General features: G+C 59.6%; 23 protein-coding genes. 4 read left to right on the top strand and 19 right to left on the bottom strand.

Annotated elements, in window-relative coordinates:
• Window positions 1–18 precede the first annotated feature (18 nt).
• Complete coding sequence (locus ACLGGT_RS07360) at window positions 19–948, bottom strand: histone deacetylase family protein (RefSeq protein WP_008281227.1); 930 nt, start codon at window positions 946–948, stop codon at window positions 19–21.
• Between the two features lie 270 nt (window positions 949–1,218).
• On the opposite strand from ACLGGT_RS07360, the gene rsfS reads away from it, so the two are divergent.
• Together rsfS and rlmH are read left to right on the top strand one after the other, a co-directional pair.
• Window positions 1,219–1,584, top strand: coding sequence for a ribosome silencing factor (rsfS, locus tag ACLGGT_RS07355; RefSeq protein WP_008281226.1), 366 nt, complete (start codon window positions 1,219–1,221; stop codon window positions 1,582–1,584).
• On the top strand, window positions 1,585–2,055 hold the full coding sequence (gene rlmH, locus ACLGGT_RS07350) for a 23S rRNA (pseudouridine(1915)-N(3))-methyltransferase RlmH (protein ID WP_219434823.1): 471 nt from the start codon (window positions 1,585–1,587) through the stop codon (window positions 2,053–2,055).
• Between the two features lie 39 nt (window positions 2,056–2,094).
• On the opposite strand, the gene mscL is transcribed toward rlmH, so the two are convergent.
• The 6 genes from mscL to argH form a co-directional block, all read right to left on the bottom strand.
• Window positions 2,095–2,517, bottom strand: coding sequence for a large conductance mechanosensitive channel protein MscL (mscL, locus tag ACLGGT_RS07345; RefSeq protein WP_008281224.1), 423 nt, complete (start codon window positions 2,515–2,517; stop codon window positions 2,095–2,097).
• A gap of 158 nt (window positions 2,518–2,675) precedes the next feature.
• Window positions 2,676–5,276 (bottom strand): TIGR02302 family protein, encoded by a 2,601-nt coding sequence (locus ACLGGT_RS07340; RefSeq protein ID WP_437195483.1) that lies wholly within the window; start codon window positions 5,274–5,276, stop codon window positions 2,676–2,678.
• A 37-nt stretch (window positions 5,277–5,313) separates the two neighbouring features.
• A complete protein-coding gene (lysA, locus tag ACLGGT_RS07335; protein WP_081507189.1) occupies window positions 5,314–6,579 on the bottom strand; it encodes a diaminopimelate decarboxylase in 1,266 nt (421 codons plus the stop codon).
• Window positions 6,580–6,615: 36 nt separating this feature from the next.
• Window positions 6,616–6,936 (bottom strand): DUF2834 domain-containing protein, encoded by a 321-nt coding sequence (locus tag ACLGGT_RS07330; protein WP_037297828.1) that lies wholly within the window; start codon window positions 6,934–6,936, stop codon window positions 6,616–6,618.
• Window positions 6,933–7,115, bottom strand: a complete 183-nt coding sequence (locus ACLGGT_RS07325) for a hypothetical protein (protein WP_037297825.1) — start codon at window positions 7,113–7,115, stop codon at window positions 6,933–6,935. Before ACLGGT_RS07325 ends, ACLGGT_RS07330 begins: the two co-directional genes overlap by 4 nt.
• Window positions 7,112–8,503, bottom strand: a complete 1,392-nt coding sequence (gene argH, locus ACLGGT_RS07320) for an argininosuccinate lyase (protein WP_437195481.1) — start codon at window positions 8,501–8,503, stop codon at window positions 7,112–7,114. The genes ACLGGT_RS07325 and argH overlap by 4 nt, the downstream gene beginning before the upstream one ends.
• Window positions 8,504–8,527: 24 nt before the next feature.
• Between argH and ACLGGT_RS07315 the strand changes: the two genes are divergently transcribed.
• Together ACLGGT_RS07315 and ACLGGT_RS07310 are read left to right on the top strand one after the other, a co-directional pair.
• Complete coding sequence (locus ACLGGT_RS07315; protein WP_008281218.1) at window positions 8,528–9,094, top strand: TlpA family protein disulfide reductase; 567 nt, start codon at window positions 8,528–8,530, stop codon at window positions 9,092–9,094.
• Between the two features lie 53 nt (window positions 9,095–9,147).
• Window positions 9,148–9,552 carry a hypothetical protein gene (locus tag ACLGGT_RS07310; protein WP_151977646.1) on the top strand — a complete coding sequence of 135 codons (405 nt, stop codon included), beginning with the start codon at window positions 9,148–9,150 and terminating at the stop codon, window positions 9,550–9,552.
• A 413-nt stretch (window positions 9,553–9,965) separates the two neighbouring features.
• Here the strand turns inward: ACLGGT_RS07310 and ACLGGT_RS07305 are convergent, their stop codons facing one another.
• The 12 genes from ACLGGT_RS07305 to secY form a co-directional block, all read right to left on the bottom strand.
• Entirely contained in the window at window positions 9,966–11,657 is a 1,692-nt protein-coding gene (locus ACLGGT_RS07305; protein ID WP_151977644.1) for an ABC transporter ATP-binding protein, read from the bottom strand.
• Window positions 11,658–11,661: 4 nt separating this feature from the next.
• Window positions 11,662–12,900 carry an ABC transporter permease gene (locus ACLGGT_RS07300; protein ID WP_437195478.1) on the bottom strand — a complete coding sequence of 413 codons (1,239 nt, stop codon included), beginning with the start codon at window positions 12,898–12,900 and terminating at the stop codon, window positions 11,662–11,664.
• 12 nt (window positions 12,901–12,912) lie between these two features.
• Window positions 12,913–13,869 (bottom strand): ABC transporter permease, encoded by a 957-nt coding sequence (locus tag ACLGGT_RS07295; protein ID WP_008281212.1) that lies wholly within the window; start codon window positions 13,867–13,869, stop codon window positions 12,913–12,915.
• A 199-nt stretch (window positions 13,870–14,068) separates the two neighbouring features.
• Window positions 14,069–15,679: an ABC transporter substrate-binding protein gene (locus ACLGGT_RS07290; RefSeq protein ID WP_437195475.1), complete on the bottom strand. Its 1,611-nt coding sequence runs from the start codon at window positions 15,677–15,679 to the stop codon at window positions 14,069–14,071.
• A gap of 205 nt (window positions 15,680–15,884) precedes the next feature.
• Window positions 15,885–17,192 carry a replication-associated recombination protein A gene (locus ACLGGT_RS07285; RefSeq protein WP_437195473.1) on the bottom strand — a complete coding sequence of 436 codons (1,308 nt, stop codon included), beginning with the start codon at window positions 17,190–17,192 and terminating at the stop codon, window positions 15,885–15,887.
• Between the two features lie 3 nt (window positions 17,193–17,195).
• Complete coding sequence (locus tag ACLGGT_RS07280) at window positions 17,196–18,572, bottom strand: trypsin-like peptidase domain-containing protein (protein ID WP_437195471.1); 1,377 nt, start codon at window positions 18,570–18,572, stop codon at window positions 17,196–17,198.
• Window positions 18,573–18,738: 166 nt separating this feature from the next.
• A complete protein-coding gene (gene rplQ / locus ACLGGT_RS07275) occupies window positions 18,739–19,161 on the bottom strand; it encodes a 50S ribosomal protein L17 (RefSeq protein ID WP_008281208.1) in 423 nt (140 codons plus the stop codon).
• Window positions 19,162–19,312: 151 nt separating this feature from the next.
• Window positions 19,313–20,329 carry a DNA-directed RNA polymerase subunit alpha gene (locus tag ACLGGT_RS07270; RefSeq protein ID WP_008281207.1) on the bottom strand — a complete coding sequence of 339 codons (1,017 nt, stop codon included), beginning with the start codon at window positions 20,327–20,329 and terminating at the stop codon, window positions 19,313–19,315.
• 114 nt (window positions 20,330–20,443) lie between these two features.
• Window positions 20,444–20,833: a 30S ribosomal protein S11 gene (rpsK, locus tag ACLGGT_RS07265; protein ID WP_008281206.1), complete on the bottom strand. Its 390-nt coding sequence runs from the start codon at window positions 20,831–20,833 to the stop codon at window positions 20,444–20,446.
• A 15-nt stretch (window positions 20,834–20,848) separates the two neighbouring features.
• Entirely contained in the window at window positions 20,849–21,217 is a 369-nt protein-coding gene (gene rpsM / locus ACLGGT_RS07260; RefSeq protein ID WP_008281205.1) for a 30S ribosomal protein S13, read from the bottom strand.
• Between the two features lie 211 nt (window positions 21,218–21,428).
• Window positions 21,429–22,073 (bottom strand): adenylate kinase, encoded by a 645-nt coding sequence (locus ACLGGT_RS07255; protein ID WP_081507195.1) that lies wholly within the window; start codon window positions 22,071–22,073, stop codon window positions 21,429–21,431.
• Entirely contained in the window at window positions 22,070–23,434 is a 1,365-nt protein-coding gene (gene secY, locus ACLGGT_RS07250) for a preprotein translocase subunit SecY (protein ID WP_037297822.1), read from the bottom strand. The genes ACLGGT_RS07255 and secY overlap by 4 nt, the downstream gene beginning before the upstream one ends.
• Between the last annotated feature and the right edge of the window lie 26 nt (window positions 23,435–23,460).

Here is a 23,460-nt window from a genome sequence, read left to right as displayed (position 1 = left end):
TTCCTTGTTGGTCAGGGATCAGGCTGCGCCGCGCGCAATCAGCACATCGACATGCGCAGCCACACTTTCGGCCAGCGCATAGAGGTTATAGCCGCCCTCAAGACAACTGACCAGTTTCCCACCACAAAGCTCATCCGCCAGATCACAGAGCCGCTCTGTAACCCAAGCGAAATCTTCCGTTTCCAGCATCAGATCGGCCAGCGGATCATCGCGATGCGCGTCAAACCCAGCAGAAACAAGGATCAGATCCGGCTTGAACGCCCGCACGCGCGGAAACACCTTTTCCTCATACTCTCGACGAAACACCGCCCCGCCCGAGCGCGGCGGCAGCGGCACGTTGAGGATCGTATCGTGCGGCCCTGTCTCATGTGCGGCGCCGGTGCCGGGCCAAAGCGGGTATTGATGCGACGAGGCGAAAAAGGCGCGCGGCTCATCCTCCAACAAATCCTGCGTGCCATTGCCATGATGCACGTCGAAATCGACGACCGCCACCCGTTTCAGCCCGTGATGATCCAGCGCATATTTTGCGGCAACGGCCACATTCCCAAAGAGACAAAATCCCATCGTCGTTTCGCGCTCGGCATGATGGCCCGGCGGGCGGGTGGCGACAAAGACATTGTCGGCCTCGCCCGACAACACCAGATCTACGGCGCGCACAGCACCGCCCGCCGCGCGATGCGCCGCCGCCAGCGTTCCCGGCGACATCCAGGTATCGGCATCCAGTTGCACCTTGCCCGAAGCAGGAGAGGCCGCCCGGATCGCCTCGACATGGCTTTTGGGATGCACGCGCAAGAGGTCATCCTCGGCCACCAAGGGTGCCTTGACGAGGATCACGTCTTTGCCCTCCAACGCCTCCAGAATACGCTCAAGCCGCGCAACCTGTTCGGGATGACCTTCGGGCGTCACATGGCCCAGACAATCGGGATGGGTGATCAGGGCTGTGGTCATGGCGCTCCTCCGTCATTGAGGTGAAAAGAGCCTGAATTTCGCGCCTTGTCCAGACTGGCCTTTGGCCCGGCTTATCAGGCGTCACCACGATTATGTGACATTACCTGCATTTCGGCGCGATCTGGAACAGGGTTTATTGAAAAGTCACGCAACTCTTGCTACTTTAGCCTTATACCTTGCACCGGGGTCCTGCGGTGCGCAGCAAAGGAGGACGATGTCCTGTCTTTTACGACATATGCGGCGAAGGCCGCTGACCAGGGGGCCATCGCAATGATGCCCACCATGACCGCAGACAGCGAAGCGCAGCTTGCGGCGATCCTGACCTCTCTTGACGATGACAAGGCCGAAGATGTTGTGCAGATCGACCTGCGCGGCAAAACAGCCATGTGCGACTATATGGTGATCTGTTCGGGGCGTTCCTCGCGGCAGGTGTCAGCCATCGCCGAGAAACTGATGGACCGTCTCAAGCAGGATATGGGGATCGTGTCCCGCACAGAGGGCAAGGAAACCGGCGATTGGGTGCTGATCGACACAGGCGATGTCGTCGTTCATGTGTTCCGCCCCGAGGTTCGCGATTTCTATCAGCTTGAGAAAATGTGGCTGCCTTCCGGGCAGACGGCGGCATCTCAAGTCTGAATGCGGGTTCATATCTGCGCGGTGGGCCGGTTGCGGACCGGCCCGGAACGTGTGTTGTTCGACGATTATCTCACCCGGTTCGACCGAACGGGGCGCGCGCATGGCCTTGGCCCTGCGACGCTGATTGAGGTCGAAGATAAGAAGGGTGGGGGCATGTCCGCCGAGGCCACCTTGCTTGATCGGGTGATTCCCCAAGGTGCCGTGCTTGCGGTGCTTGATGAGCGCGGCAAAGAGATCACCTCTCCCGAATTTGCCGATACGCTGGCGGGCTGGCGCGATGCCGGGCGCAGCGATCTGGCTTTGGTGATCGGTGGGGCCGATGGCATCGCGCCTGAATTGCGCGCCCGTGCCGATTTCGCGCTGTCCTTTGGCCGCATGGTCTGGCCACATATGCTGGTGCGGGTGATGCTGGCGGAACAGCTCTATCGCGCGGCATCAATCCTCGCCGGTAGCCCCTATCACCGGGTTTGAGAGGACGAGAAGCGTAATTGCTCCTCGCCCTTGCCGTGCTTACTTTTTCAGCGCGTCGCGGATTTCCATCAGAATATCCAGTTCGGACGGGCCGGGATCAGCGGCGGCTGCCTCTGGTTTGGGCTTGGATGTGGCATCCTTGGCGCGGTTTACCAGCTTGACCAGAATGAACACCACCCAAGCGATGATCAAAAAGTTGATAACGGCCATGACGAACCGGCCATAAGCGAACACCGCGGCGCCCGCCTCTTCTGCGGCAGCGATCGAGGCATAGTCGCCCGAGCCCAGCACGATATAGAGGCCCGAAAAGTCAATGCCGCCCAAGAACAGGCTGATGATCGGGTTGATCAGATCGGCAACAAGCGAGCCGACAATCGCCGTAAAGGCCGCCCCGATGATGATACCAACGGCCATGTCCATGACATTGCCCTTAGCGATGAAGTCCTTGAATTCCTGAATCATTTCCGTCCCTTTTTTACTGACACACAGGGGCGTGTTCGCGCGCCCGCGTCGGGATTTACCATATACTTGCAACAATTTGCGATAAATTCGAAAAACTGCCTGGGGAAATACCTGTTGCCTCTCCCCGCAAGAGCGGCGTTTGGATCGGTCAAAAAGACCTAGAACCGCTCCAGCAACCGCTTGAGATAGTCCAGTTCCACATCCGGCCGAGCGCCTTCGCCTGACCGCTTGCGGATCTCATCAAGCAATTCTCGCGCGCGGCGATAGACATCCTCACCCTGCAAAAGACTGTCTTGCGTGCCCACCTGTCGGCCCTGCCCGGCCTCGCGCCCCAAGGGATCAGCCTGAGCCTGACCGGGCTGGCCTTCGGCCTCGCCCTGACCACCGGGATTCTGTTGTTCCGCCATGGCCTCGCCCATGTTGCGCATCCCTTCGCGCAGGGCCTCCATTGCCTCGGCCTGATTATCGATGGCCCCCGCCAGATCGTCAGTGCGCAGCGCGTCTTCGGCCCCTTCCATGGCGCGGCCAGCACGCTCCAGCGCATCGCGCGCGGCCTCGCCTGCCTCGCCACCCAGTTGCGGCAAACCCTGCCGCTGCCGCTCCAATTCCTGTCTCAGCGCCTCTTGCCGCTCAGCCAGCGACCCCTCGGCACCTTCGCCACCCTCGGCCTGTTCGCGACCTTCACCACCTTGGCCCTGTTGCTCGCCGCCTTGGCCACCTTGGCCTTGCTGACCATCATGGCTCTCGCCGCGACCCTCGCCGCCGCTGCGGCCCTCATTGTTCTGCGACTGGCCGGATTGCGCACCTGGATTGAACTGTTCCTGCAAATCGCGGAACGCCTGATCCGACAGGCCCTGCTGTTCGCGCAGCGTTTCTGCCAACCCCTCCATCGCCTGTTCGCCGGGGGATTGACCCTGCTGGCCCTGCCCCTGCGTGACCTGCATGTTCTCCATCATCTGCTGGAACTCTTCGAGTGCCTGCTGTGCCTCGGCATAGCGGCCCTGCTCCATCAACTCTTGGATGCGGTCCATCATGTCTTGCAGATCCTGTTGGTTCATCTGCATCATGTTCTCGGCGCTGCGCTGATCGCTTTCTTCCGGGTTTTCACGCTCTGCCTGCTGCATCTTTTGGCGCAGATAATCTTGCGTGGCATCGCGCAAATCCTGCATGAGGCGCGCAATCTCTTCTTCGCTGGCGCCGTTCTTCATCGCCTCGCTCAGGCGCTCTTGTGCAGCACGCATCCGCTCCAGCGCATCGCCCAGATCCCCATCCTCAAGCAAGACGCCAAGATCCCACAGCGCCTGCGCAATCTCATCACGCTCGGCCGCGTCCAGCCCATCGCTCTGCGTCATTGCCTCAAGCTGCCGGATGATGATCCGCAGGCGCAAATACGCTTTCTCTGAGCGAAAAAGCCGGCCTTCTGGCTTGTATGACACCGCCCGCAACACCTGCGCGACACGGGGCGCGTTCTGACGCGACCACAAAAGATCGCGGCGCTGCTCGATCACGGCTGCAGCCATTGGATCGAAAAACCGCCGCGCAGGCAGGGCCATCTGGAACGGCTCGGATTGCCCCTCTTGCCCCGCCGCATCCGCAACCTGCAAGCGCAGGGTGACGGGCAAATGCGCCCAAGGATGCTCGGACAGGTTCTCGACCAATGTCTCGGTAAACTCGGTCCGATCCCCGGCCAAAGGCATCGGTAGATCAAGGCTGATGGGGTCACGCGCGTCAGGCTCTACCGCCAGACCATGCCGCCGATCCACTTGCGCTAAATCGAGCGTAAAGACCGCGCCGCCGCTGACCACACCGTAATCATCGCGCGCGCCAAAGGGCTGGCTCATTTGCCCGTCAAAGGCAGTGCGGGCGTCGCGCTCGATGACCTCGACCGTCGGTGCCGCATCGGCGAGCGCTTGGACGGCCCAACTCCGACCGCCCGGCCCGTCAATGCGCAAGTCGCCAGTGCGGGTAACGTCAAAGTTCTGCTCTGGATCGGTAATTGCAGCCTCGGTGCTGCCGCCTGACACTGTCTCAAACAGGCTGAGCGCCCCCACCTCGCCATAGAACCGCAAGGTGATGCGGCTGCCCTCGGGCACTTCGATCACCGCGCCCTGATCAGCCAGATAGAGGCTAGGAAGCCCGGTGTAGGCTGGCGGCTCTATCCAGCCTTCCCATGTCGGACCAGAGGCCAGCGCCGCCGCACCCCCACCTGGCACCATTTGAACGACAGATCCCGCGCGCCAGACCGAACCAAAAAGGAGGGCCACGATAAGACCCAAAAGCGCAATGTAGCGGACGCCAAAGGGGTCTTGTCGTGACAAACGCAAATCCGGCTCGACCGCGCGCGCCTGCGCCGCGCGTGCTGCCATGCGCGCCTGATGCGCCTGCCAGAGTGCTGCCGACCCGGCATCGCCCGCGCCAATCGCCTGCACATCGCCAAGTGCTGCCAACGGCCTGCCGGGCATCGCTTCATCCAGCCGCGCCAGGGCCTCGGCCCGACGCGGGAACCGAAACCGGGCCATGCCCAGCACGCCAAAGGCGAGTACGGCCAAAGCGGCCAGCATAGCCGCACCCCAGACCACCTCGAATGCGGCCATATCCTGAAGGCCCAGCATCAGCGCCGCTGCGCTCAACGCGATCACGCTCCAGACCGGCCAAAAGGCGCGCACCAACCGCTCGGCGATCAACCCCGCCCATGTCAGCATGAGCGGTCGCCGCAACCGCGCGGTCATCACCTTCAAGGGGTTTTCGGTCGCAGCCATGCGCGGCACCTCATCTTGGCCCCGCGCGCCCATCGCGTCAGAGCCATTCAGGGATGGTATCGCGATTTATCATTTCGTCAAAGGTCGGTCTGCCCCGGATCACGGCAAAGTCACGCCCATGCACCAGAACTTCGGGCACCAGAGGCCGCGTGTTATACTCGCTCGACATCACCGCGCCATAGGCACCAGCACTGCGGAACGCCACCAGATCACCTTCGGCCAATGGCGGCAGCATGCGCCCTTTGGCAAAAGTATCGCCCGATTCGCAGACCGGCCCCACCACATCATAGGGGCGTTGCTCGACCCCCGGTGTCGCCTCGTGCAGGGGCACGATATCATGATGCGCATCATACATTGCCGGACGGATCAGGTCATTCATCGCAGCATCGAGGATCAGGAAATCCCGCCCTTCGCCGGATTTTACATAGATCACGCGGGCAACCAGAATCCCAGCATTGCCAGCGATCAAGCGGCCCGGCTCGATCTCGATCTCGCAGCCCAGATGCCCCAGCACCTCGCGGATCAGCGCGCCATATTCCGTGGGCAACGGCGGGGCCTCGTTCGAGCGGGTGTAGGGTATACCCAGACCGCCACCCAGATCGAGACGACGGATATCATGCCCATCGGCGCGCAGAACCTGCGTGAGTTCGGCGACCTTTTCATAGGCAAGGCGGAACGGTGCCAACTCGGTCAGTTGGCTGCCGATATGAACGTCGATCCCGATCACCTCGAGCCCCGGCAGGGCCGCAGCCTGCGCATAGACCTCGCGCGCTCGGGCAATCGGAATACCAAATTTATTCTCGCTCTTGCCGGTAGCAATCTTGGCATGGGTCTTGGCATCCACATCGGGATTGACACGAATTGTGATCGGCGCACGAAGGCCCAATTCCAGCGCCACGGCATTGAGCACCGCCATTTCCGGCTCGCTCTCGACGTTGAATTGCCGGATGCCGCCGATAAGGGCCATGCGCATTTCATCCCGCGTCTTGCCCACACCCGAGAACACGATGCGCTCGCCCGGCACGCCTGCGGCACGCGCGCGCGCATACTCACCGCCCGAGACCACATCCATGCCAGCGCCCAAACCCGCCAGCGTCTTGAGGATCGCTTGATTGCTCGCCGCCTTCATGGCGTAGCAAACCAGATGATCCATACCTGCCAGCGCCTCGTCAAACAGGCGGAAATGCCGAGACAGGGTAGCCGTGGAATAGCAGTAAAACGGCGTGCCAACCGCTTCAGCGATCTCTGAAAGCGGCACATCTTCGGCGTGCAACACGCCATTATGATAGAGAAAGTGATCCACGCGCCATCCTGCCCCGTTTCATCGTTCCAAAAATACTCAAATGTCGCGTAGGCCGCCCCGCGATGCCCGCAAGAACAGATAGAGCGGCAAACCGCAACTCACCCCAATGCAGAACGTCGCCGGAATGGCGATCAGGCCCAGCCAGTGCCGGTGCTTTACGGCCTCAGCAATCACCCAAACGGTAAGCGCCACGGCAGCAATCGTCAGATCCCAGACCAGACCCGAGCTTGCGGCGTTGGCGTGCCAGGCATCGACCATACCCATGAGATCATATCCGTTTTGCCCGAACCATTGCAGGAACCAGTACATCGGATGAATAGCGCCCCAAATGGCCAGCGCCGCAAAAACCCATCTCACAGGCCCAACCCCACGCCAAGATTAACGCCACCGACGCGAACACCACCGCCGACACCGACATTGACCCCATTGGTGCCAACACCAACGTTCACCCCCGCCGAGGGGCGCACCGGCTCTCCATCGACGCCGCAACCTGACAGAATCGCTAGGCCGAGCAAAGCAAATCCAAGTCGTTTCATCCCAACCGTTCCTTCCACCGCGCCACTTGCGCGCGCACCTGTGACGGTGCCGTACCCCCATAGCTCACGCGTGAGGCAACCGAATTATGCACGCCCAAGACATCATAGATCGACGCGGTGATTTCGCCATGCACCTCTTGCATCTCGGTCAGGCTCAGGTCTGGCAAATCGCACCCCTTGGCCTCTGCCTTGGCCACCAAGGCCCCTGTCACGTGATGCGCCTCGCGAAATGGCATATCGAGTACCCGCACCAACCAATCCGCAAGATCGGTTGCGGTCGAAAAGCCAGACCCGGCTGCGGCCTCTAGATTATCCGTCCGCGCCGCCATGTCGCGCACCATGCCTTCCATCGCGGCCAGCGCCAGCATCAGGTTGTCGGCGGCGTCAAAGACCTGTTCCTTGTCTTCCTGCATATCCTTGGAATAGGCCAGCGGCAGGCCCTTCATGACCATCATCAGTGCCACATTGGCCCCGAAAATCCGCCCCACTTTGGCGCGGATCAACTCTGCTGCATCGGGGTTCTTCTTTTGCGGCATGATGCTTGACCCGGTGGAAAACCGATCGCTCAGCGCCACAAACCGAAACTGCGCCGACGACCAGATCACCAACTCCTCGGCAAAGCGGCTTAGATGCATGGCACAGATGCTGGCCGCGCCCAGAAATTCCAGTGCGAAATCGCGGTCGCTGACAGCATCCAGGCTATTGGCGCAGGGGCGGTCAAAGCCCAGCGCCTTGGCTGTCATCTCGCGGTCAATCGGAAAGGACGTGCCCGCCAGCGCCGCCGCGCCCAAGGGGCATTCATTCATCCGCGCCCGTGCATCGCGCACACGGCTTAGATCGCGGCCAAACATCTCGACATAGGCCATCATATGATGCCCCCATGTCACCGGTTGTGCGGTCTGCAAATGGGTGAACCCCGGCATCACCCAGTCTGATCCTGCCTCTGCCTGCACCAGAAGGGCATGCATCAACGCCTGCAACGCCTGATCCACCGCATCCAGTTGATCCCGCACCCAGAGCCGGAAATCGGTGGCCACCTGATCGTTGCGCGACCGGCCGGTGTGCAGCCGCCCAGCAGGCGCGCCGATCAAATCCTTGAGCCGCGCCTCGACATTCATGTGAATATCCTCAAGCGCTGTGGAAAAGGTGAATTCCCCCGCCTCGATTTCTGACAAGACCGTGAGGAGGCCTTCCCTCATCGCGGCGGCATCACTATCACTGACGATACCTGTTGCCGCCAACATCGCGGCATGGGCCCTCGAGCCGGCAATATCCTGTGCCGCCATCCGCTTGTCGAATGAGATCGAGGCATTAATTGCCTCCATGATCGCATCCGGCCCAGCGGCAAAGCGGCCGCCCCACATCTGGTTCGAGGTCTTGTCAGTCATGTCTTTGGCCCTTCGGAGGGAATTATGAAACGCATTCGTCAGATCGTCCTTTATATGGCCGTGGCCCTTGGTGCAAATGCTGCCATGGCCGATATTGCCACGCTTGAGGCGCTGCGAGACGGCGACATGAAAAAACTGAATTTCCACTCTTCGCCCGCGCCCGTTCCTGAGACAGAATACACCCGCGCTGATGGCACCATCGGAACGCTCGCCGATTTTCAAGGGCGTCATGTCTTGCTGAATTTCTGGGCCACGTGGTGCGCCCCCTGCCGCGCCGAAATGCCCACGCTCTCGAATCTGCAAACTGAAATGGGAAGCGAGGATTTCGAGGTTGTGACCATTGCCACGGGCCGCAATGCCCCCACCGCCATGGCCAAATTCTTTGATGAGATCGGCGTCGACAATCTGCCACTGCACACCGACCCCAAGAGCGCGCTCGCCCGCGCCATGGGCGTCTTTGGCCTGCCCATCACGGTTATCATTGATCCGGAAGGCCATGAGATCGCGCGCCTGCAAGGGGATGCGCATTGGGACTCGGAAAGCGCCAAGGCGATCATTGCGGCCTTGGTGGAAGGCGATAGCGGCAGTTGAGCTTAGGCCGGAAGTGTGGCTAGAATCGGGGATTGCAGAAAGGTAACTCTCCGATGAACACCCGCATAGCATCATTGATCAAGGTGGCCTCTCTGGGACTGCTTGCCGCCTGTGCCACGCCGCGAGAGCAATGCATCTCTGGTGCAACCGAGCAATATCGCAGCGTTGAGGCCGCTATCGCAACCGCCCAGGGAAATATCGCGCGCGGCTATGCGCTACACACGCAAACGGTGCCCTACACGGTGCCGTCGACCTGCTATCGTAACGATCCGTACCGGAACATCGTGATCCCCTACCCCTGCCCCACAACGCAGTACCGCACCCAGACCACGCCAGTCGCAATTGACGTATCTGAGGAGCGCCGCAAATTGGCGGATTACCAGAAAATCCTCCCGCAACTGAGAAAGCAGGCGCAGGTTCAGGTCCAGCAATGCGTGGCGCAATTCCCTGAAGAATAAAAGCCCGAGTGCTGCATTGTGCTGAAAGGCCCTGTGCTCTGCAAAGGTCGGTTTCAGACACTGAGCCTTCGCAATCGCGCGATATGCCGAAATCGGGCAGGTGGCATGCCGTAAACGCATGGATTTTCGCCAAAATACCCATTGTGCAAACGCAGAAATCTATTATGTGCGCCCTGTGATCGTGAAAGCGATCCGGGGACGCAACGCTATAACGGAGGCAAGCCGATGACCCGCGACGAATTGAACCGCGAACTGCGCGCGCATAGTGCCTCTTGGCAGGCAGTGGTGATCGTCTATGGCGCGATCATCGGCACGTTCGTTTTCTCTGCCATGGCGATCCTGTAACGCCGCATCATCCATAAATCAGCGCATAGTGGCGCGGAGGGAGAGCCCCCTCCGCACCCGATGTAATATCAAAGGTTCGCACCCGAGACCTTGGGATCGTTTGGATCGATTCGCGCTGCGGCGGCATCGCCGACATTGTCTATCCCGCGCTCTTCGAGCAACGTGGTTAGCCAATTGGGGTCCATCTCTGGCACCGAGCTGAGCAGCAGATCAGTGTAGGGGTGGTGTGGCGGTGTAAACATCTCGTCCTTGGGGCCCTGCTCAACCACTTTGCCATGCTGCATCACCACCACCTCATCGGCGATGGAACGCACCGTTGCGAGATCATGGGTAATGAACATATAGGCCAGCCCCAACTCGTTCTGCAGCCGGTCGAGCAGGCGCAGGATACCTTCGGCCACCAGCTGATCAAGGGCTGATGTCACCTCGTCGCAGACGATAAAGGTTGGTTCCGCCGCAAGGGCGCGGGCAATACCGATCCGCTGCTTTTGGCCGCCAGACAATTCAGGCGGATAACGGTTGTAATATTGCGAGGGTTCCAACTCGATCAGATCGAGCAATTCGTCCACCCGGTTCTTAAGCGCGACCCCTTTGAGCCCCGAATAAAAGGCGGCCGGACGCCCGATGATCTCGGAAATCCGGACCTTGGGATTGAGCGCGGTATCCGCCATCTGATAGATCATCTGGCACTGGCGCAATTGATCCTTGGTGCGGTCCTTGTAGCTGGGTGGAAAGGGTTTGCCCTTGAACAACACTTCGCCCTTGGAGGGCGGCAAAAGACCTGTGATCACCCGCGCTGTTGTAGATTTACCCGAGCCGGATTCACCCACCACCGCAACGGTCATTCCTTCATAAATGTCGAAACTGACATCATCCAGAACCTTGGCCCCGCCGGTGTAGGAGGCGTCGACATTGCGCACTGAAATCAGGGGCACGCCATCCTTGGGGCGATGGCGTTGCGGGCTTTGAAAGCTGCGCACAGCCCAGAGGGATTTGGTATATTCTTCCTGCGGATTGTCGAGCATCTGCTTGGTGGGCGCTTCTTCGACCTCGCGCCCTTTGAGTAGCACCTTGATCGTGTCGGCCATCTGCGCCACCACGGCAAGGTCATGGGTGATGTAGATCGCGGCGGTGTTGAATTGATCGACGATGTCGCGAATCGCGGCCAAAACCTCGATCTGCGTGGTCACGTCGAGCGCGGTTGTGGGTTCATCAAAGATGATCAGATCAGGCCGACAGGACATGGCCATCGCGGTCATTGCACGCTGCAACTGCCCGCCAGAAACCTGATGCGGATAGCGAAATCCGATTTCCTTGGGGTTGGGCAGGCGCAACCTCTCATAGAGGTCCATGGCATCCTCTTGCGCCTCTAGCCGCTTTTTCAGACGGTATTGCAGCGGCGCTTCGGTGTGCTGGTCGATGATCTTGTGCGCCGGATTAAAGGAGGCCGCCGCCGATTGCGCCACATAGGCAATGCGCGAGCCGCGCAGCATACGCCGCTCACCCTCGGAGGCGGTGGTCAGTTCCATCCCGTCGAACTCGATCGAACCGTTGGAAATGCGCGTGCCATCGCGGGCATAGCCCATGCAGGCCGCGCCGATGGTCGATTTACCCGCACCCGATTCACCGATCAGGCCCATCACCTCGCCACGATGGAGGGTAAGGTCCACGCCCTTGATGATGTCCACCCAGGTTTCGTCGGAATAGCCCTGAATTTTCAGGTCGCGGATTTTCAGAAGTACGTCTTTGCTCTTGATCATGGGGTCACACCTTCAGGCCGGAGGAACGGTAGAGCATCCAGTCCACCACGAAGTTAACCGCAACGGTCAGAAGCGCGATGGCCGCTGCGGGGATGAGCGGGGTGATATCGCCAAACGAGATCAGCGTTGCGTTCTCACGCACCATAGAGCCCCAGTCGGCGGTGGGCGGCTGAATGCCAAGCCCTAGGAAAGAAAGCCCCGCGATAAGCAAGAACACGAAGCAGAATTCAAGACCGAATTCCGCGATCAAAGGGGCTGTGGAATTGGGCAGAATCTCGCGGCGGATGAGATACCATCTGCGTTCGCCGCGCAGTTTCGCGGCCTCGATGTAATCCATCACAACCACGTTGCCCGCCACCGCCCGCGTCAGGCGGAAAACGCGCGGGCTATAGATGACCGCAACCACCAGAATAAGGATGATCTCGGACGGGTTGAAGATCGCCAGCATAAAGCCGCCAAACAGTGCCGCGACCCCCGCAAGGATCGCAAGACCAATGACCCAGCCCATCAGGCTGCGCTCTGCAATTGCCGAGACGAGCAAAAGGCCCGTGATCCCGGTGAACGTCGAAAGCAGCCAAAAGCTGGTGGTATCGTTCGCAAGGTCGCCACCAAAGATCGACAGCATCAGCAGGGCAAAGATCAGCGACGGAATCGACATGATCACATCCGAGGTCCGGGCTAGGAATTGGTCGAACCAACCACCCGAGGTTGCGGCCATGAGACCGGCGAGCGCCCCCAGAAGAAACGCCATGACCGTGCCCGCCAGTGCCAGTGCCACTGTGTTGCGCGCGCCATAGACCAGCCGGCTAAAGATGTCGCGGCCCAGTTGATCCGCGCCAAGCAGCATATTTGCGTCCGCCGGGGCAAAGGCCGAGGTGATAACCACTGCCTCGCCATGGGGTGCGATGAGCGGAGCAAAGATCCCCGCGACGGCAACGGTAAAGATCACAAACATGCCAAAAGCCGCCGTGAGCGGCGCCGTGCGCAATTCCTTGGCAAGGTTCTTGGACGCCATCGCGACCAGAAACTCGCGGAAGGCATAGGAAACCATGGCCGAAAGGGCCAAGAGCCCCGCGAGAATGGCCACGATGCGAAGAGCCGAAACGCCGCCGATGATGCCCAGAACAAAGGAGACCAACGTCAGGGAAAAGAGCAGCAAAAAGGCGGACCGCTTGTTGAAATAGGCTGCAAGGCAGGATGCACCGAGCAACAGGGTATAGTAGGCGATGACGAATACACTCATATCTCTAGACCCTTACTTCGGATGCCGCAGGCGCGGATTGGTCAGGATTGAGCCCACATCCGCTGCGAGGTTGAGAAGGATGAAGGTCGCGGCAAAGATCAGACAACACGCCTGAACCACGGGGAAATCCCGTTTGCTGACCGCATCGACCAGCGCCTGACCAATGCCCGGATAGACAAAGACAACCTCAACCAGCACCACGCCGGTGATGAGATAAGCCAGGTTGAGCGCCACCACGTTGATGATCGGAGCCCAAGCATTGGGCAGGGCATGTTTGACAATGACCTTCCAGGGGGGCGCACCCTTGAGGCGGGCCATTTCGATATAGGGCGACGCCAAAAGGTTAATGATCGCCGCGCGGGTCATCCGCATCATATGCGCAGTCACAACCAGAACGAGGGTCAGCGCCGGCAGGAATGTGCGGTAGAGCAGGTCACCAAAGCTCATGTCATTGCTGAGGCTGGCGATGGCGGGAAACATGCCCGTCTTGACCGCGAGATAAAGAATAAGAATGTAGCCCAAAAAGAACTCTGGGCTTGAAATCGAGGTGAGCGTCGCAACATTCGCCACCCGGTCAAAGATCGAGTTGCGCAGAAGCGCCACAAGGACACCCAGCACGATGGAAATCGGCACGGCAATCGCGGCGGCGTAGGCGGCGAGAAAAAGCGTATTGGCAAAGCGCTCGCCAATCGTTTCGGCCACGCTGGCCCCCGTCACGATGGAATTGCCGAAATCGAGCATCACCGCCCCAGAGAGCCAATGCAGATAGCGAATGATTGCGGGCTGATCGAGGCCCATTTCCTTGCGCAGTGCCGCCAGATTCTCGGGCGTTGCGCCCTGTCCCAGCACCGCCTGCGCAATGTCGCCGGGCAAAAGCTCGACCATAAAAAATATGATCACGGATATGACCAGTAGAATGATCAATCCCAATCCGAGCCGTTTTGCGACGAGCCCAAGGATATCCCCCATCTTTCCCTCCTGCTGTTTTTGCCTTTCGCCTTGTCACGTGGCGCGGCCTTTATGGCTTAGGCTAACAGTGTTTTGGGTCTCGGCGGAAAATATTTCCGCATCAGACCCATCGCAGTGACGCAAAATGCCGAAGCGGGCTTGCCCAGGCTTCGGTGGTTGAAAACCCGGCACCCTATGGTGCCGGGTCTTGAAAGTGGCGTCAGGCCTCAAACCACCAGCGGCTTGCGGCGCGTGCGCCATCACAGCCCCAGCTTGCCGCAACCTGTTCCGGGCGCTTGACGCCCTTGCCGCGCGCATAGACCCAGTTGTTGAAGAACGGAAGAAGGGTGCCACCGTCGTCGCGCATCAAAAGGCACATCTCACGATACATCTCGGCGCGCAGGGTCTGATCCAGTTCGGCCTTGGCCTTGAGCAGCAATTCGTTGAAGCGCTCGTTCTGCCAACGGCTTTCGTTCCAGGCGGCATCGTTCTTGTAGGCCAGCGTAAACATAACGTCGGGCGTCGGGCGTGCGCCCCAAGACACGGCGCTGAACGGCTTTTTCAGCCAGACATCAGAATAATAGCCATCGCTTGGCTCGCGCACGACCTTGATGTCGATCCCTGCCGCCTTGGCCTGTTCGGCATAGAGCACGCACATATCAACCGCGCCCGTATAGACGCTCTCGGCCACCGAGAGATTGACGGAAAGCCCCTCTTGCCCTGCCTCTTTGAGCAGCGATTTGGCCTGATCCGGATCATATTCCCGCTGCGGGATGTCCTCGGGCCAATAGGGCTGGACCGGCGAAAGATGGAAATCATTGCCTTTGGTCGCGGCGCCAAAAGCAATCTTTTCGATAATTTCATCCCGGTTCATCGCAAGTTTCAGCGCGGTGCGCACGCGCACATCGCTAAAGGGTGCCGTGTCGCAGAACATCGGCATCGTGATTGCGCCGCCAGAGGGGATGTTGTCGACCGATATGTCGGGATTGCGCTGCAAGAGCGCCAGCGTCTTAAGCTCGATCAGCGACACGCAATCCACATCCCCCGTCACCAGCGCAGTTTGGCGTGCATTGGGATCGTTGAGGACGATCATCGTTACCTTGTCAAAATAGGCACCGGTCCCGTGCCAGCCATCGTGGCGCGTCAATTCCCAGCGAATGCCGAATTCGCCAGAGTCGATCTTGTAGGGGCCAGAGCCGTCACCCGACTGCCAGTCAATAGTACCATCGCCATTCGAGGGGCAGATCGCAAAGTGATAGTCGGTCATGAGCCAAGGCAAATCGGCATTGCCACGGGCAAGGCTGATTGTAACCGTGTGGTCGCCATCAGCGGTGATGTCGGTCACATCCGTCAAAAGCGCCTTAGCGGCCGAGGTAGAGGCATCGCCCCGGTGATGATTGAGGCTGTCGATCACATCCTGCGCCGTGACCGGCTTGCCGCTATGAAAGGCAGCATCTGGGTTAAGCGTGAAGGTCCACTGCATGGCGTCTGGCGTCGCCTCCCATCCGGTGGCCAAATCGCTACCAAGGGAGTTGTCCGGCTCAATCAGGGTCAGATAGCTGCGATGTGTGTGGGCCAAAAAGATCATCTGACGGGTCACATACGTCCCCGGATCATGGGTGTCCGAGGTGTTGCCATCGTGAATGCCCCAGCGGAATGTGCCGCCCGGTGTCGGGTTGGCGGCGGCGGATGTTCCCCAAAGGCCGGTCGCGGCAGAGGCGGTCAGACCCGCAGCAGAGGCAAAATGCAGGAACGACCGGCGAGAGATTGCGCCGGTGCAAGCAGCCTGCGCAAGCTGGTCCAGAAGGACTTGATCAATATTCTTTTTCATAGGGTTTCCCTGTCTTGTTTTGTTTCTTGGATTTGCGAAGACGCGACATCAGCCCATCCAGAAACCTTGGGTTTCGGAGGGTCAACAAGGATGCACAAAAGCGACATTCTTATAACAAAACACGAAACGCGGCGCGTTTCCAGACCTTAATCGCACCCTGCCTATAGATAAAAAGGTCATAAATTCTGAGGTTTTATTGGTTTCCTCAGGTGCGACGCAGACGGAGCTTGGCGAAATACTCGAGTCGTTTTTTGAGCTCGCGTTCGTAACCGCGCTCGACCGGTTGATAGAGAACCGGGCGTTTCATGCCATCCGGAAAGTAGTTCTGGCCAGAGAAACCATCCTCGGCGTCATGGTCGTAGGCATAGCCCTCTCCGTAGCCCTGTTCCTTCATCAACCGGGTGGGAGCGTTGAGAATATGCTTTGGCGGCGGCGCGCTCCCGGTCTTTTTCGCCTCGCGCAGCGCGGCCTTGTAGGCTGCGTAACCTGCGTTCGATTTGGGTGCGAGCGCGAGATAGGCCACCGCCTGACCCAATGCTAATTCGCCTTCGGGGCTGCCGATCCGCTCATAGGTTTCCCAAGCATGCAGGCAGATGGATTGCGCCTGCGGGTCGGCGAGGCCAATATCCTCGATCGCCATGCGCAGGATGCGCCGTGCAAGATAGCGCGGGTCCTCACCCCCTGTCAGCATGCGCGCCAGCCAGTAGAGCGCTGCATCCGGGTCCGATCCACGCACGGATTTATGCAGCGCAGAGATGAGGTTGTAATGTTCATCTCCCGACTTGTCATATTTGGCGGCGCGCTTCATCAAGCGCGTGGCCAGAGCGGCGCTGTCCAGCTTGCCTTCGACTTTCCACGCGGCGACTTGTTCAATCAGATTGAGAAGCGCGCGCCCATCCCCATCGGCCATGTCAAGCAGCGCCTCTCGCGCCGGACCGTCGAGCGGCAAGGCGCGGCCCAACTCTTGTTCGGCGCGCTGTGCGAGGCGCTCCAGATCTGCCAGAGTGAGGCGCGTGAGCACCAGAACTTGCGCGCGGCTGAGCAGGGCGGCGTTCAACTCGAAACTCGGGTTCTCCGTCGTGGCGCCAACCAATAGGATCGTGCCATCCTCCATATGCGGAAGGAACCCGTCCTGCTGCGCCTTGTTGAAGCGGTGAATTTCATCGACGAAAAGCAGCGTACCACGGCCCTGAGTGCGGCGATGCTTTGCCTCGTCGAACACTTTGCGCAGGTCTGGAACGCCGGTGAAAATGGCGCTGATCTGAACAAAATGCAGGTCCGTCTCATCCGCCAAGAGCCGGGCAATGGTGGTCTTGCCCACACCGGGTGGGCCCCAGAACACCAGCGACGAAAGGCTTCCCGAGGCGAGCATCACCCCAAGCGGGGCCTCAGGGCCAAGCACCTGTTCCTGTCCGATCACATCCATCAGACGGCGCGGCCGGAGCCTGTCTGCCAGCGGACGGGGGCCAGTATCCGGGCAAGGCGTAGCGCCGCTATCGAAAAGATCTGCCACCACTTAGATCCTAAACCGCAGCGCCATGCGCCGCCCATCCCGCAAGACATCGAGGCTAAGGGTGGTCATCACCTCTTCCAGCGCGTCCTTTGCGGCACGGCTGGTGCCGATGGGCACGCCGTTGACCGCGCGGAGAATGTCGCCTGGCCGCAATCCGGCCCGCGCACCAAATGGGCCAGGATCTTCCACCAATGCGCCCTCTGACATCAGCAGCAGCCGATATTGATCAATCACGACCGGATTGATTGTCACAAGGGTCAGTTGCGGGATTGCGGCGCGCGGACCAGTTTCCAAAGGGTCGCGCGGCGGGCTGTCGGGCGCGGCGATCATCGCAATCTCGATTTCCTGCTCTGTCCCCCCACGCAGGCGAGTAATACTGGTCGTTGACCCAATACCAGCGACTGACATGCGATAGATCACCTCGGCCGGACTGTTGACGGGTTGGCCACCGACACGGGTGATGACATCGCCGGGGCGAATATCAGCGGCAAAGCTGCTTTGGGGATGTACCTCGGAAATCACGACACCATCGGGGCGGGCGATACCCAGCCCCTCGGCCATGTCGGGCGTCACGGGCTGGCCCCCCAGACCGGCCCAAGGCCGCTCGAATTCCGTTTTGCCCGCGCGTGCCTGTGCCACGAATTGCGCCACAAGGCCGGCGGGGATTGCGAAGCCGATGCCGTTCGAACCGCCTGAGCGCGACAGGATCGCCGTGTTGATGCCGATAAGGTCGCCGTTCACATCGACCAGCGCCCCGCCGGAATTACCCGGATTGATCGGCGCGTCAGTCTGGATGAAGTAGCCGCGCGCATTGCCCGTAGCCGTGCCCGACCGCGCAAGACCCGAGACTATGCCGCTTGAAACGGTCTGGCCCACACCAAACGGGTTGCCGATGGCCAATACCAATTCGCCCACTTGAACGGTGTCACTGTCGCGCAGGGTCAGGGCAGGCAGACTTGGGGCATTCTCGACCTGCAATAGCGCCAAATCCGCCTCTTCATCGGCCAAAAGGACGCGGGCGGCATATTCACGGCGGTCGTTCAATACCACGCGGATATCCGTAGCCTCACCCACAACATGATAGTTTGATACGACGATACCATCCGCCGAGAGGATCACGCCAGAGCCCAAGGAATTTTGCACACGTGGGCGGGTGCTGCCGAAATCGTTGAAGAAGCGCTCAAAAAACGGATCTCCACGAAATGGGCTGCGGCGTGCCTCGACGATGCGACTGGCATAGATATTTACCACCGCCGGAGCGGCCTCTTGCACCACCGGAGCAAAGCCGAGCTGGATTTCAACCTGCGAGGTTGGCACGCGGGTTTCGGCGCGCGGCAGGCCGGGAAGGGCCAACAGAACAAGGCAGAGAAAGCGGAACATGACAGGCTCCCCAAGGATTTTCTTGGCCTTTGAGATATGCTGGGAGTGACGCGGCAATGCAAGGCTTTGCGGCGCCTAGTGGTGGTATGTTCCCGATGCCAAACATGCAAAACCCCCGCCGGTGAGGGCGGGGGTTAATCTGTAACCATCTGAAATGGTTATGATCTTATTCGTCGTCTGCCATCTCAAAGGCCGCATTGCGGGCCTTGTCCGATGCACCTTTGGCATCAACGTCACGGTCCACGAATTCGATGATCGCCATCGGTGCCATGTCACCATAACGGAAGCCGGCCTTGAGCACACGGACGTAACCGCCCTGACGGTCCTTGTAGCGGGGTCCGAGAATGTCGAACAGCTTGGCCACATAAGCGTCTTGCTTGAGTTGGCTTGCGGCCTGACGGCGGGCGTGCAGGTCGCCACGCTTGCCCAAAGTGATCAGCTTTTCGATGATCGGGCGCAGTTCCTTGGCCTTGGGCAGGGTGGTCTTGATCTGCTCATGTTCGATGAGCGAGCCAGCCATATTCGCCCACAGCGCCTTGCGGTGCTCATGGGTGCGGTTCAGGCGGCGGTAGCCTCTTGCGTGACGCATTTTCTATCTCCTTAGCGTGTTTTGCTTTGTCCGGCGGTCTGATGCGTGTCAGCCGCTCTCCTTGGGGCATTGGCCCGTATTTTCCCCGGCATTCCGGGCATTACCCCACCCTACGAAGCTCTCCGTAGGGTGGGTGTATCGCACGCGTATATCAGAACGCGTCTTCGAACTTCTTGGCGAGGTCCTCGATATTGTCTGGCGGCCAATCCTCGACATCCATGCCAAGGTGCAGGCCCATGCCCGAGAGCACTTCCTTGATCTCGTTGAGCGACTTGCGGCCAAAGTTCGGCGTGCGCAGCATCTCGGCTTCGGTCTTTTGGATCAGATCGCCGATGTAAACGATGTTGTCGTTCTTGAGGCAGTTGGCAGAACGGACCGACAATTCCAACTCGTCCACTTTCTTGAGCAGGAGCGGGTTGAATTCGAGACCGTCATCGTCATCCTGACGGCTGGCCGACTCGGGTTCGTCGAAGTTCACGAAGATCGACAGTTGATCCTGCAGGATGCGCGCGGCATAGGCCACGGCATCATCCGGGGTGATCGATCCGTCAGTTTCGATTTTCATCGTCAGCTTATCATAGTCCAGAACCTGACCTTCGCGGGTCGGTTGAACCTCGTAGCTGACGCGCGAGATCGGCGAATAGATGGCGTCGATCGGAATAAGGCCGATAGGCGCATCTTCAGGCTTATTCTTGTCAGCCGACACATAGCCCTTACCCTGATTCACGGTCAGTTCCATGAAGAGGTCAGCGCCTTCGTCGAGGTGGCAGATCACATGATCCTTGTTGAGAATCTCGATACCCGCGCTGTCAGAGATGTCACCGGCAGTGACAACGCCCGGACCCTTGGCATTGACCGAAAGACGCTTGGGCCCTTCGACTTCCATGCGGATCGCAACACCCTTGAGGTTGAGAACGATGTCGGTCACGTCTTCGCGGACACCGGCCACCGAGGAGAACTCGTGCAGCACATTGTCGATCTGCACGGCGGTGATGGCCGCCCCTTGCAGCGAAGACAGAAGAACGCGGCGCAGCGCGTTACCCAGCGTGAGACCAAAGCCGCGCTCGAGCGGCTCGGCGATCAGAACCGCCTGACGCAGCGGGTCATTGCCGGGTTTTACTTCAAGCTGTGTCGGCTTGATCAATTCAGCCCAATTCTTGTGGATCATGCGTCCCTCCATTCTTGCCCTGTTCCCATGTCCAAAGGTTCAGAGCGCCCGAGGATGTAAAATGACGAAAGCGGGACCGCGCCAAGGCGCGGCCACACCAAGAGATGTATCGGATCAGACCCGGCGGCGCTTCGGTGGGCGGCAGCCGTTGTGCGCCATCGGTGTCACATCACGGATCGACGTGATGTTAAAGCCGACAGCCGCCAAAGCGCGCAGCGCCGATTCACGGCCCGAACCCGGCCCCTGAACTTCGACGTCAAGCGAGCGCATGCCGTGTTCCTGTGCCTTGCGGCCAGCATCCTCAGCGGCCATCTGCGCCGCGTAGGGCGTGGATTTGCGCGAGCCTTTGAAGCCCATGGTCCCAGCCGAGGACCATGCGATGGCATTGCCCTGCACGTCCGAGATCAGGATCTTGGTATTGTTGAAGGAAGAGTTCACGTGAGCAACGCCCGTGGCGATGTTCTTGGAAACCTTTTTCTTGGTGCGTTTGGTATCGCGTGCCATATCTGCTGCCCTCCCTTATTTCTTCTTGCCGGCAATGGCTTTTGCCGGGCCCTTGCGGGTGCGGGCGTTGGTGTGGGTCCGCTGACCACGCACCGGCAGATTGCGACGGTGACGCAGGCCGCGGTAGCAGCCAAGATCCATCAAACGCTTGATGTTCATCTGGGTGTCGCGGCGCAGGTCGCCTTCGACAGTGTAATTCGCGTCGATATGTTCGCGCAGGGCCAGAGCCTCGGCATCCGAAAGCTCGTTTACGCGACGCGAAACGTCGATGCTGAGCGCTTCGCAGATGGATTTGGCCGAGGCATGGCCGATTCCGGTGATGTAGGTAAGGGCGATGGGAACCCGTTTGTTGGTCGGGATGTTGACGCCGGCGATACGTGCCAAGTGTAGCTTCCTTTTTCGTTGCGGTTCCGTAGCACCAGAACCTTTTTTCACAACGTAAGCCCGAAGCGATCACGCACCGGGCCGCGGCTGATTCCAAATGAGTGATTCGCATACCGGGTGCGACCCGGAACCAGAATCAATCTCGTGTTCGAGATAGGGCTGGTTATGGGGAAATGGTCGGGGCGTCAAGGCCCCGAACCCCTATCAATCGCTATTTGTCAAGCGCTTCTGCAATCTCAGCCTGCACCGCGTCAATCTCAGCCAGACCATCGACCGAGGTCAGTTGACCATGGGCATAGTAATAGCCAAGCAGCGGCGAGGTTTTCTTGTAATATTCCATCAGACGATTCCGCAGCGCGTCTTCGTTGTCATCCGCACGGCGTTTGACATCTGTAGAGCCACACTTTGCGCATTTGCCATCCGCAGGCCACGGCTTGGTGATATCGTTATAGACCTCGCCGCACCCACCACAGGTTGAACGGGCCGTGATGCGCTGAACGAGCGCTTCGTCATCGACGCGCAATTCGATCACGGCCTCCAAGGTCTCGCCGGTTTCTTCGAGCAGATCGGCCAAGGCATCCGCCTGCGCCAGAGTGCGTGGGAAGCCGTCAAAGATGAAGCCGCCTTTGCGCGCGCCTTGCAACTGCTCGCGTATCAGGCCGATCACGATTTCATCGGTCACAAGATCGCCGCGCGCCATGACATCTGCGACGATGCGCCCCATCTCAGAGCCGCTGTCCTTGGCGGCGCGCAACATGTCGCCGGTGGAGAGCTGGATCATATCCCGGCTTTCGACAAGATAATGCGCTTGCGTGCCCTTGCCTGCGCCCGGCGGTCCGAGAAGGATGATATTCATCGCCGCGCCGGTGCCTTTCTGCGGCTGCGTTTCTTGCCCTTGCCGCTCAGTTGGGATTTCTCAATCAAGCCCTCGTATTGATGGGCCAGAAGATGCGACTGAACCTGCTGAATAGTATCCATCGTCACGGATACGACGATCAGAACCGAGGTGCCGCCAAAGTAGAAGGGAATGGCGAACTGGTTGCGCAGGATCTCTGGCAGAAGGCAAACCGCAGCGAGATAGGCAGAGCCGATGACCAGCACACGGTTCACAACGAAATCAAGATATTCCGCCGTCCGTTTGCCCGGACGAATACCGGGAATAAAGCCATTCTGGTTCTTGAGGTTCTCGGCCACGTCATCGGTTTTGAACGCAACGTTGAAGGTGTAGAAATAGGCAAAGAACACGATCATGATCGTGAAGAACAGCAGATAGAGCGGCTGTCCGGGGCCGAAATAGGCCATCACGGTCGAGAGAACCGGATTGGTGGTATTTCCGGAGAACGTCGTGATCGTGGCCGGAAGAAGAAGAAGAGACGAGGCAAAGATCGCCGGAATCACGCCCGCCGGGTTGACCTTGACCGGCAGGTGCGACGAGCCGCCATCATAGATCTTCATACCGACCTGACGGCGGGGATATTGAATGTGGATCTTGCGCAAAGAGCGTTCCATGAAGACCACAAAGGCGATCACGGCCACGACCATCAGCATGACACCCACGATCACCGCAGGGCTGACCGCACCAGACCGGCCCGATGCGAAAAACTGTGCCAGGGCCGCGGGAACTTCGGCGATGATACCGACAAAGATGATCAGCGAGATGCCGTTGCCCACGCCGCGCGCGGTAATCTGCTCGCCCAGCCACATCAGGAACATGGTACCCCCGATCAGCGTGATCATGCAGGACGCGATAAAGAACATGCCGGGATTGGAGACCATATCGCCCGACTGCAGCGATACGGCAAGCCCGTAGGATTGCAGCGTTGCAAGCGCAACCGTACCGTAGCGGGTATATTGGTTGATCTTCTTGCGACCCTGCTCGCCTTCTTTCTTGAGTTGCTCAAGAGCAGGCACCATTGCGGTCATCAGCTGAACAATGATCGACGCAGAGATATAAGGCATGATGCCCAGAGCAAAGATGCCCATCCGTCCGAGCGCGCCGCCGGTAAACATGCTGAGCATGCCACCGATTGAGGCCTGCGCGCCCTCCATGAATTCGCGCAGCGCCACACCGTCGATACCCGGAACCGGGATGAAGGTACCCAGCCGGTAGACGATCAGCAGGCCGAGGGTGAACAGGATTCGTTTGCGCAGTTCGGTGGCTTTGCCCAGCGCGGACCAGCTGGTGTTGGCCGCCATTTGCTCTGCTGCAGATACCATTCGCGGGTCTCTTTCATTTGACAACG

The sequence above is a fragment of the Roseovarius sp. MS2 genome (assembly GCF_051447875.1).
GTDB classification, from domain to species: Bacteria; Pseudomonadota; Alphaproteobacteria; order Rhodobacterales; family Rhodobacteraceae; genus Roseovarius; species Roseovarius mucosus_A.
The sequence above is the reverse complement of the archived record's forward strand: the minus strand, read 5'-3'. Positions and strand labels throughout refer to the sequence as shown.

Excerpts from the sequence above, each read along its gene's own strand:
- ACLGGT_RS07360 (WP_008281227.1), bottom strand. The coding sequence starts at position 948 with ATGACCACAGCCCTGATCACCCATCCCGATTGTCTGGGCCATGTGACG.
- rsfS (WP_008281226.1), top strand. The coding sequence starts at position 1,219 with ATGATGCCCACCATGACCGCAGACAGCGAAGCGCAGCTTGCGGCGATC.
- rlmH (WP_219434823.1), top strand. The coding sequence starts at position 1,585 with ATGCGGGTTCATATCTGCGCGGTGGGCCGGTTGCGGACCGGCCCGGAA.
- mscL (WP_008281224.1), bottom strand. The coding sequence starts at position 2,517 with ATGATTCAGGAATTCAAGGACTTCATCGCTAAGGGCAATGTCATGGAC.
- ACLGGT_RS07340 (WP_437195483.1), bottom strand. The coding sequence starts at position 5,276 with ATGGCTGCGACCGAAAACCCCTTGAAGGTGATGACCGCGCGGTTGCGG.
- ACLGGT_RS07325 (WP_037297825.1), bottom strand. The coding sequence starts at position 7,115 with ATGAAACGACTTGGATTTGCTTTGCTCGGCCTAGCGATTCTGTCAGGT.
- argH (WP_437195481.1), bottom strand. The coding sequence starts at position 8,503 with ATGACTGACAAGACCTCGAACCAGATGTGGGGCGGCCGCTTTGCCGCT.
- ACLGGT_RS07315 (WP_008281218.1), top strand. The coding sequence starts at position 8,528 with ATGAAACGCATTCGTCAGATCGTCCTTTATATGGCCGTGGCCCTTGGT.
- ACLGGT_RS07310 (WP_151977646.1), top strand. The coding sequence starts at position 9,148 with ATGAACACCCGCATAGCATCATTGATCAAGGTGGCCTCTCTGGGACTG.
- ACLGGT_RS07305 (WP_151977644.1), bottom strand. The coding sequence starts at position 11,657 with ATGATCAAGAGCAAAGACGTACTTCTGAAAATCCGCGACCTGAAAATT.
- ACLGGT_RS07300 (WP_437195478.1), bottom strand. The coding sequence starts at position 12,900 with ATGAGTGTATTCGTCATCGCCTACTATACCCTGTTGCTCGGTGCATCC.
- ACLGGT_RS07295 (WP_008281212.1), bottom strand. The coding sequence starts at position 13,869 with ATGGGGGATATCCTTGGGCTCGTCGCAAAACGGCTCGGATTGGGATTG.
- ACLGGT_RS07290 (WP_437195475.1), bottom strand. The coding sequence starts at position 15,679 with ATGAAAAAGAATATTGATCAAGTCCTTCTGGACCAGCTTGCGCAGGCT.
- ACLGGT_RS07280 (WP_437195471.1), bottom strand. The coding sequence starts at position 18,572 with ATGTTCCGCTTTCTCTGCCTTGTTCTGTTGGCCCTTCCCGGCCTGCCG.
- rplQ (WP_008281208.1), bottom strand. The coding sequence starts at position 19,161 with ATGCGTCACGCAAGAGGCTACCGCCGCCTGAACCGCACCCATGAGCAC.
- ACLGGT_RS07270 (WP_008281207.1), bottom strand. The coding sequence starts at position 20,329 with ATGATCCACAAGAATTGGGCTGAATTGATCAAGCCGACACAGCTTGAA.
- rpsK (WP_008281206.1), bottom strand. The coding sequence starts at position 20,833 with ATGGCACGCGATACCAAACGCACCAAGAAAAAGGTTTCCAAGAACATC.
- ACLGGT_RS07255 (WP_081507195.1), bottom strand. The coding sequence starts at position 22,073 with ATGAATATCATCCTTCTCGGACCGCCGGGCGCAGGCAAGGGCACGCAA.
- secY (WP_037297822.1), bottom strand. The coding sequence starts at position 23,434 with ATGGTATCTGCAGCAGAGCAAATGGCGGCCAACACCAGCTGGTCCGCG.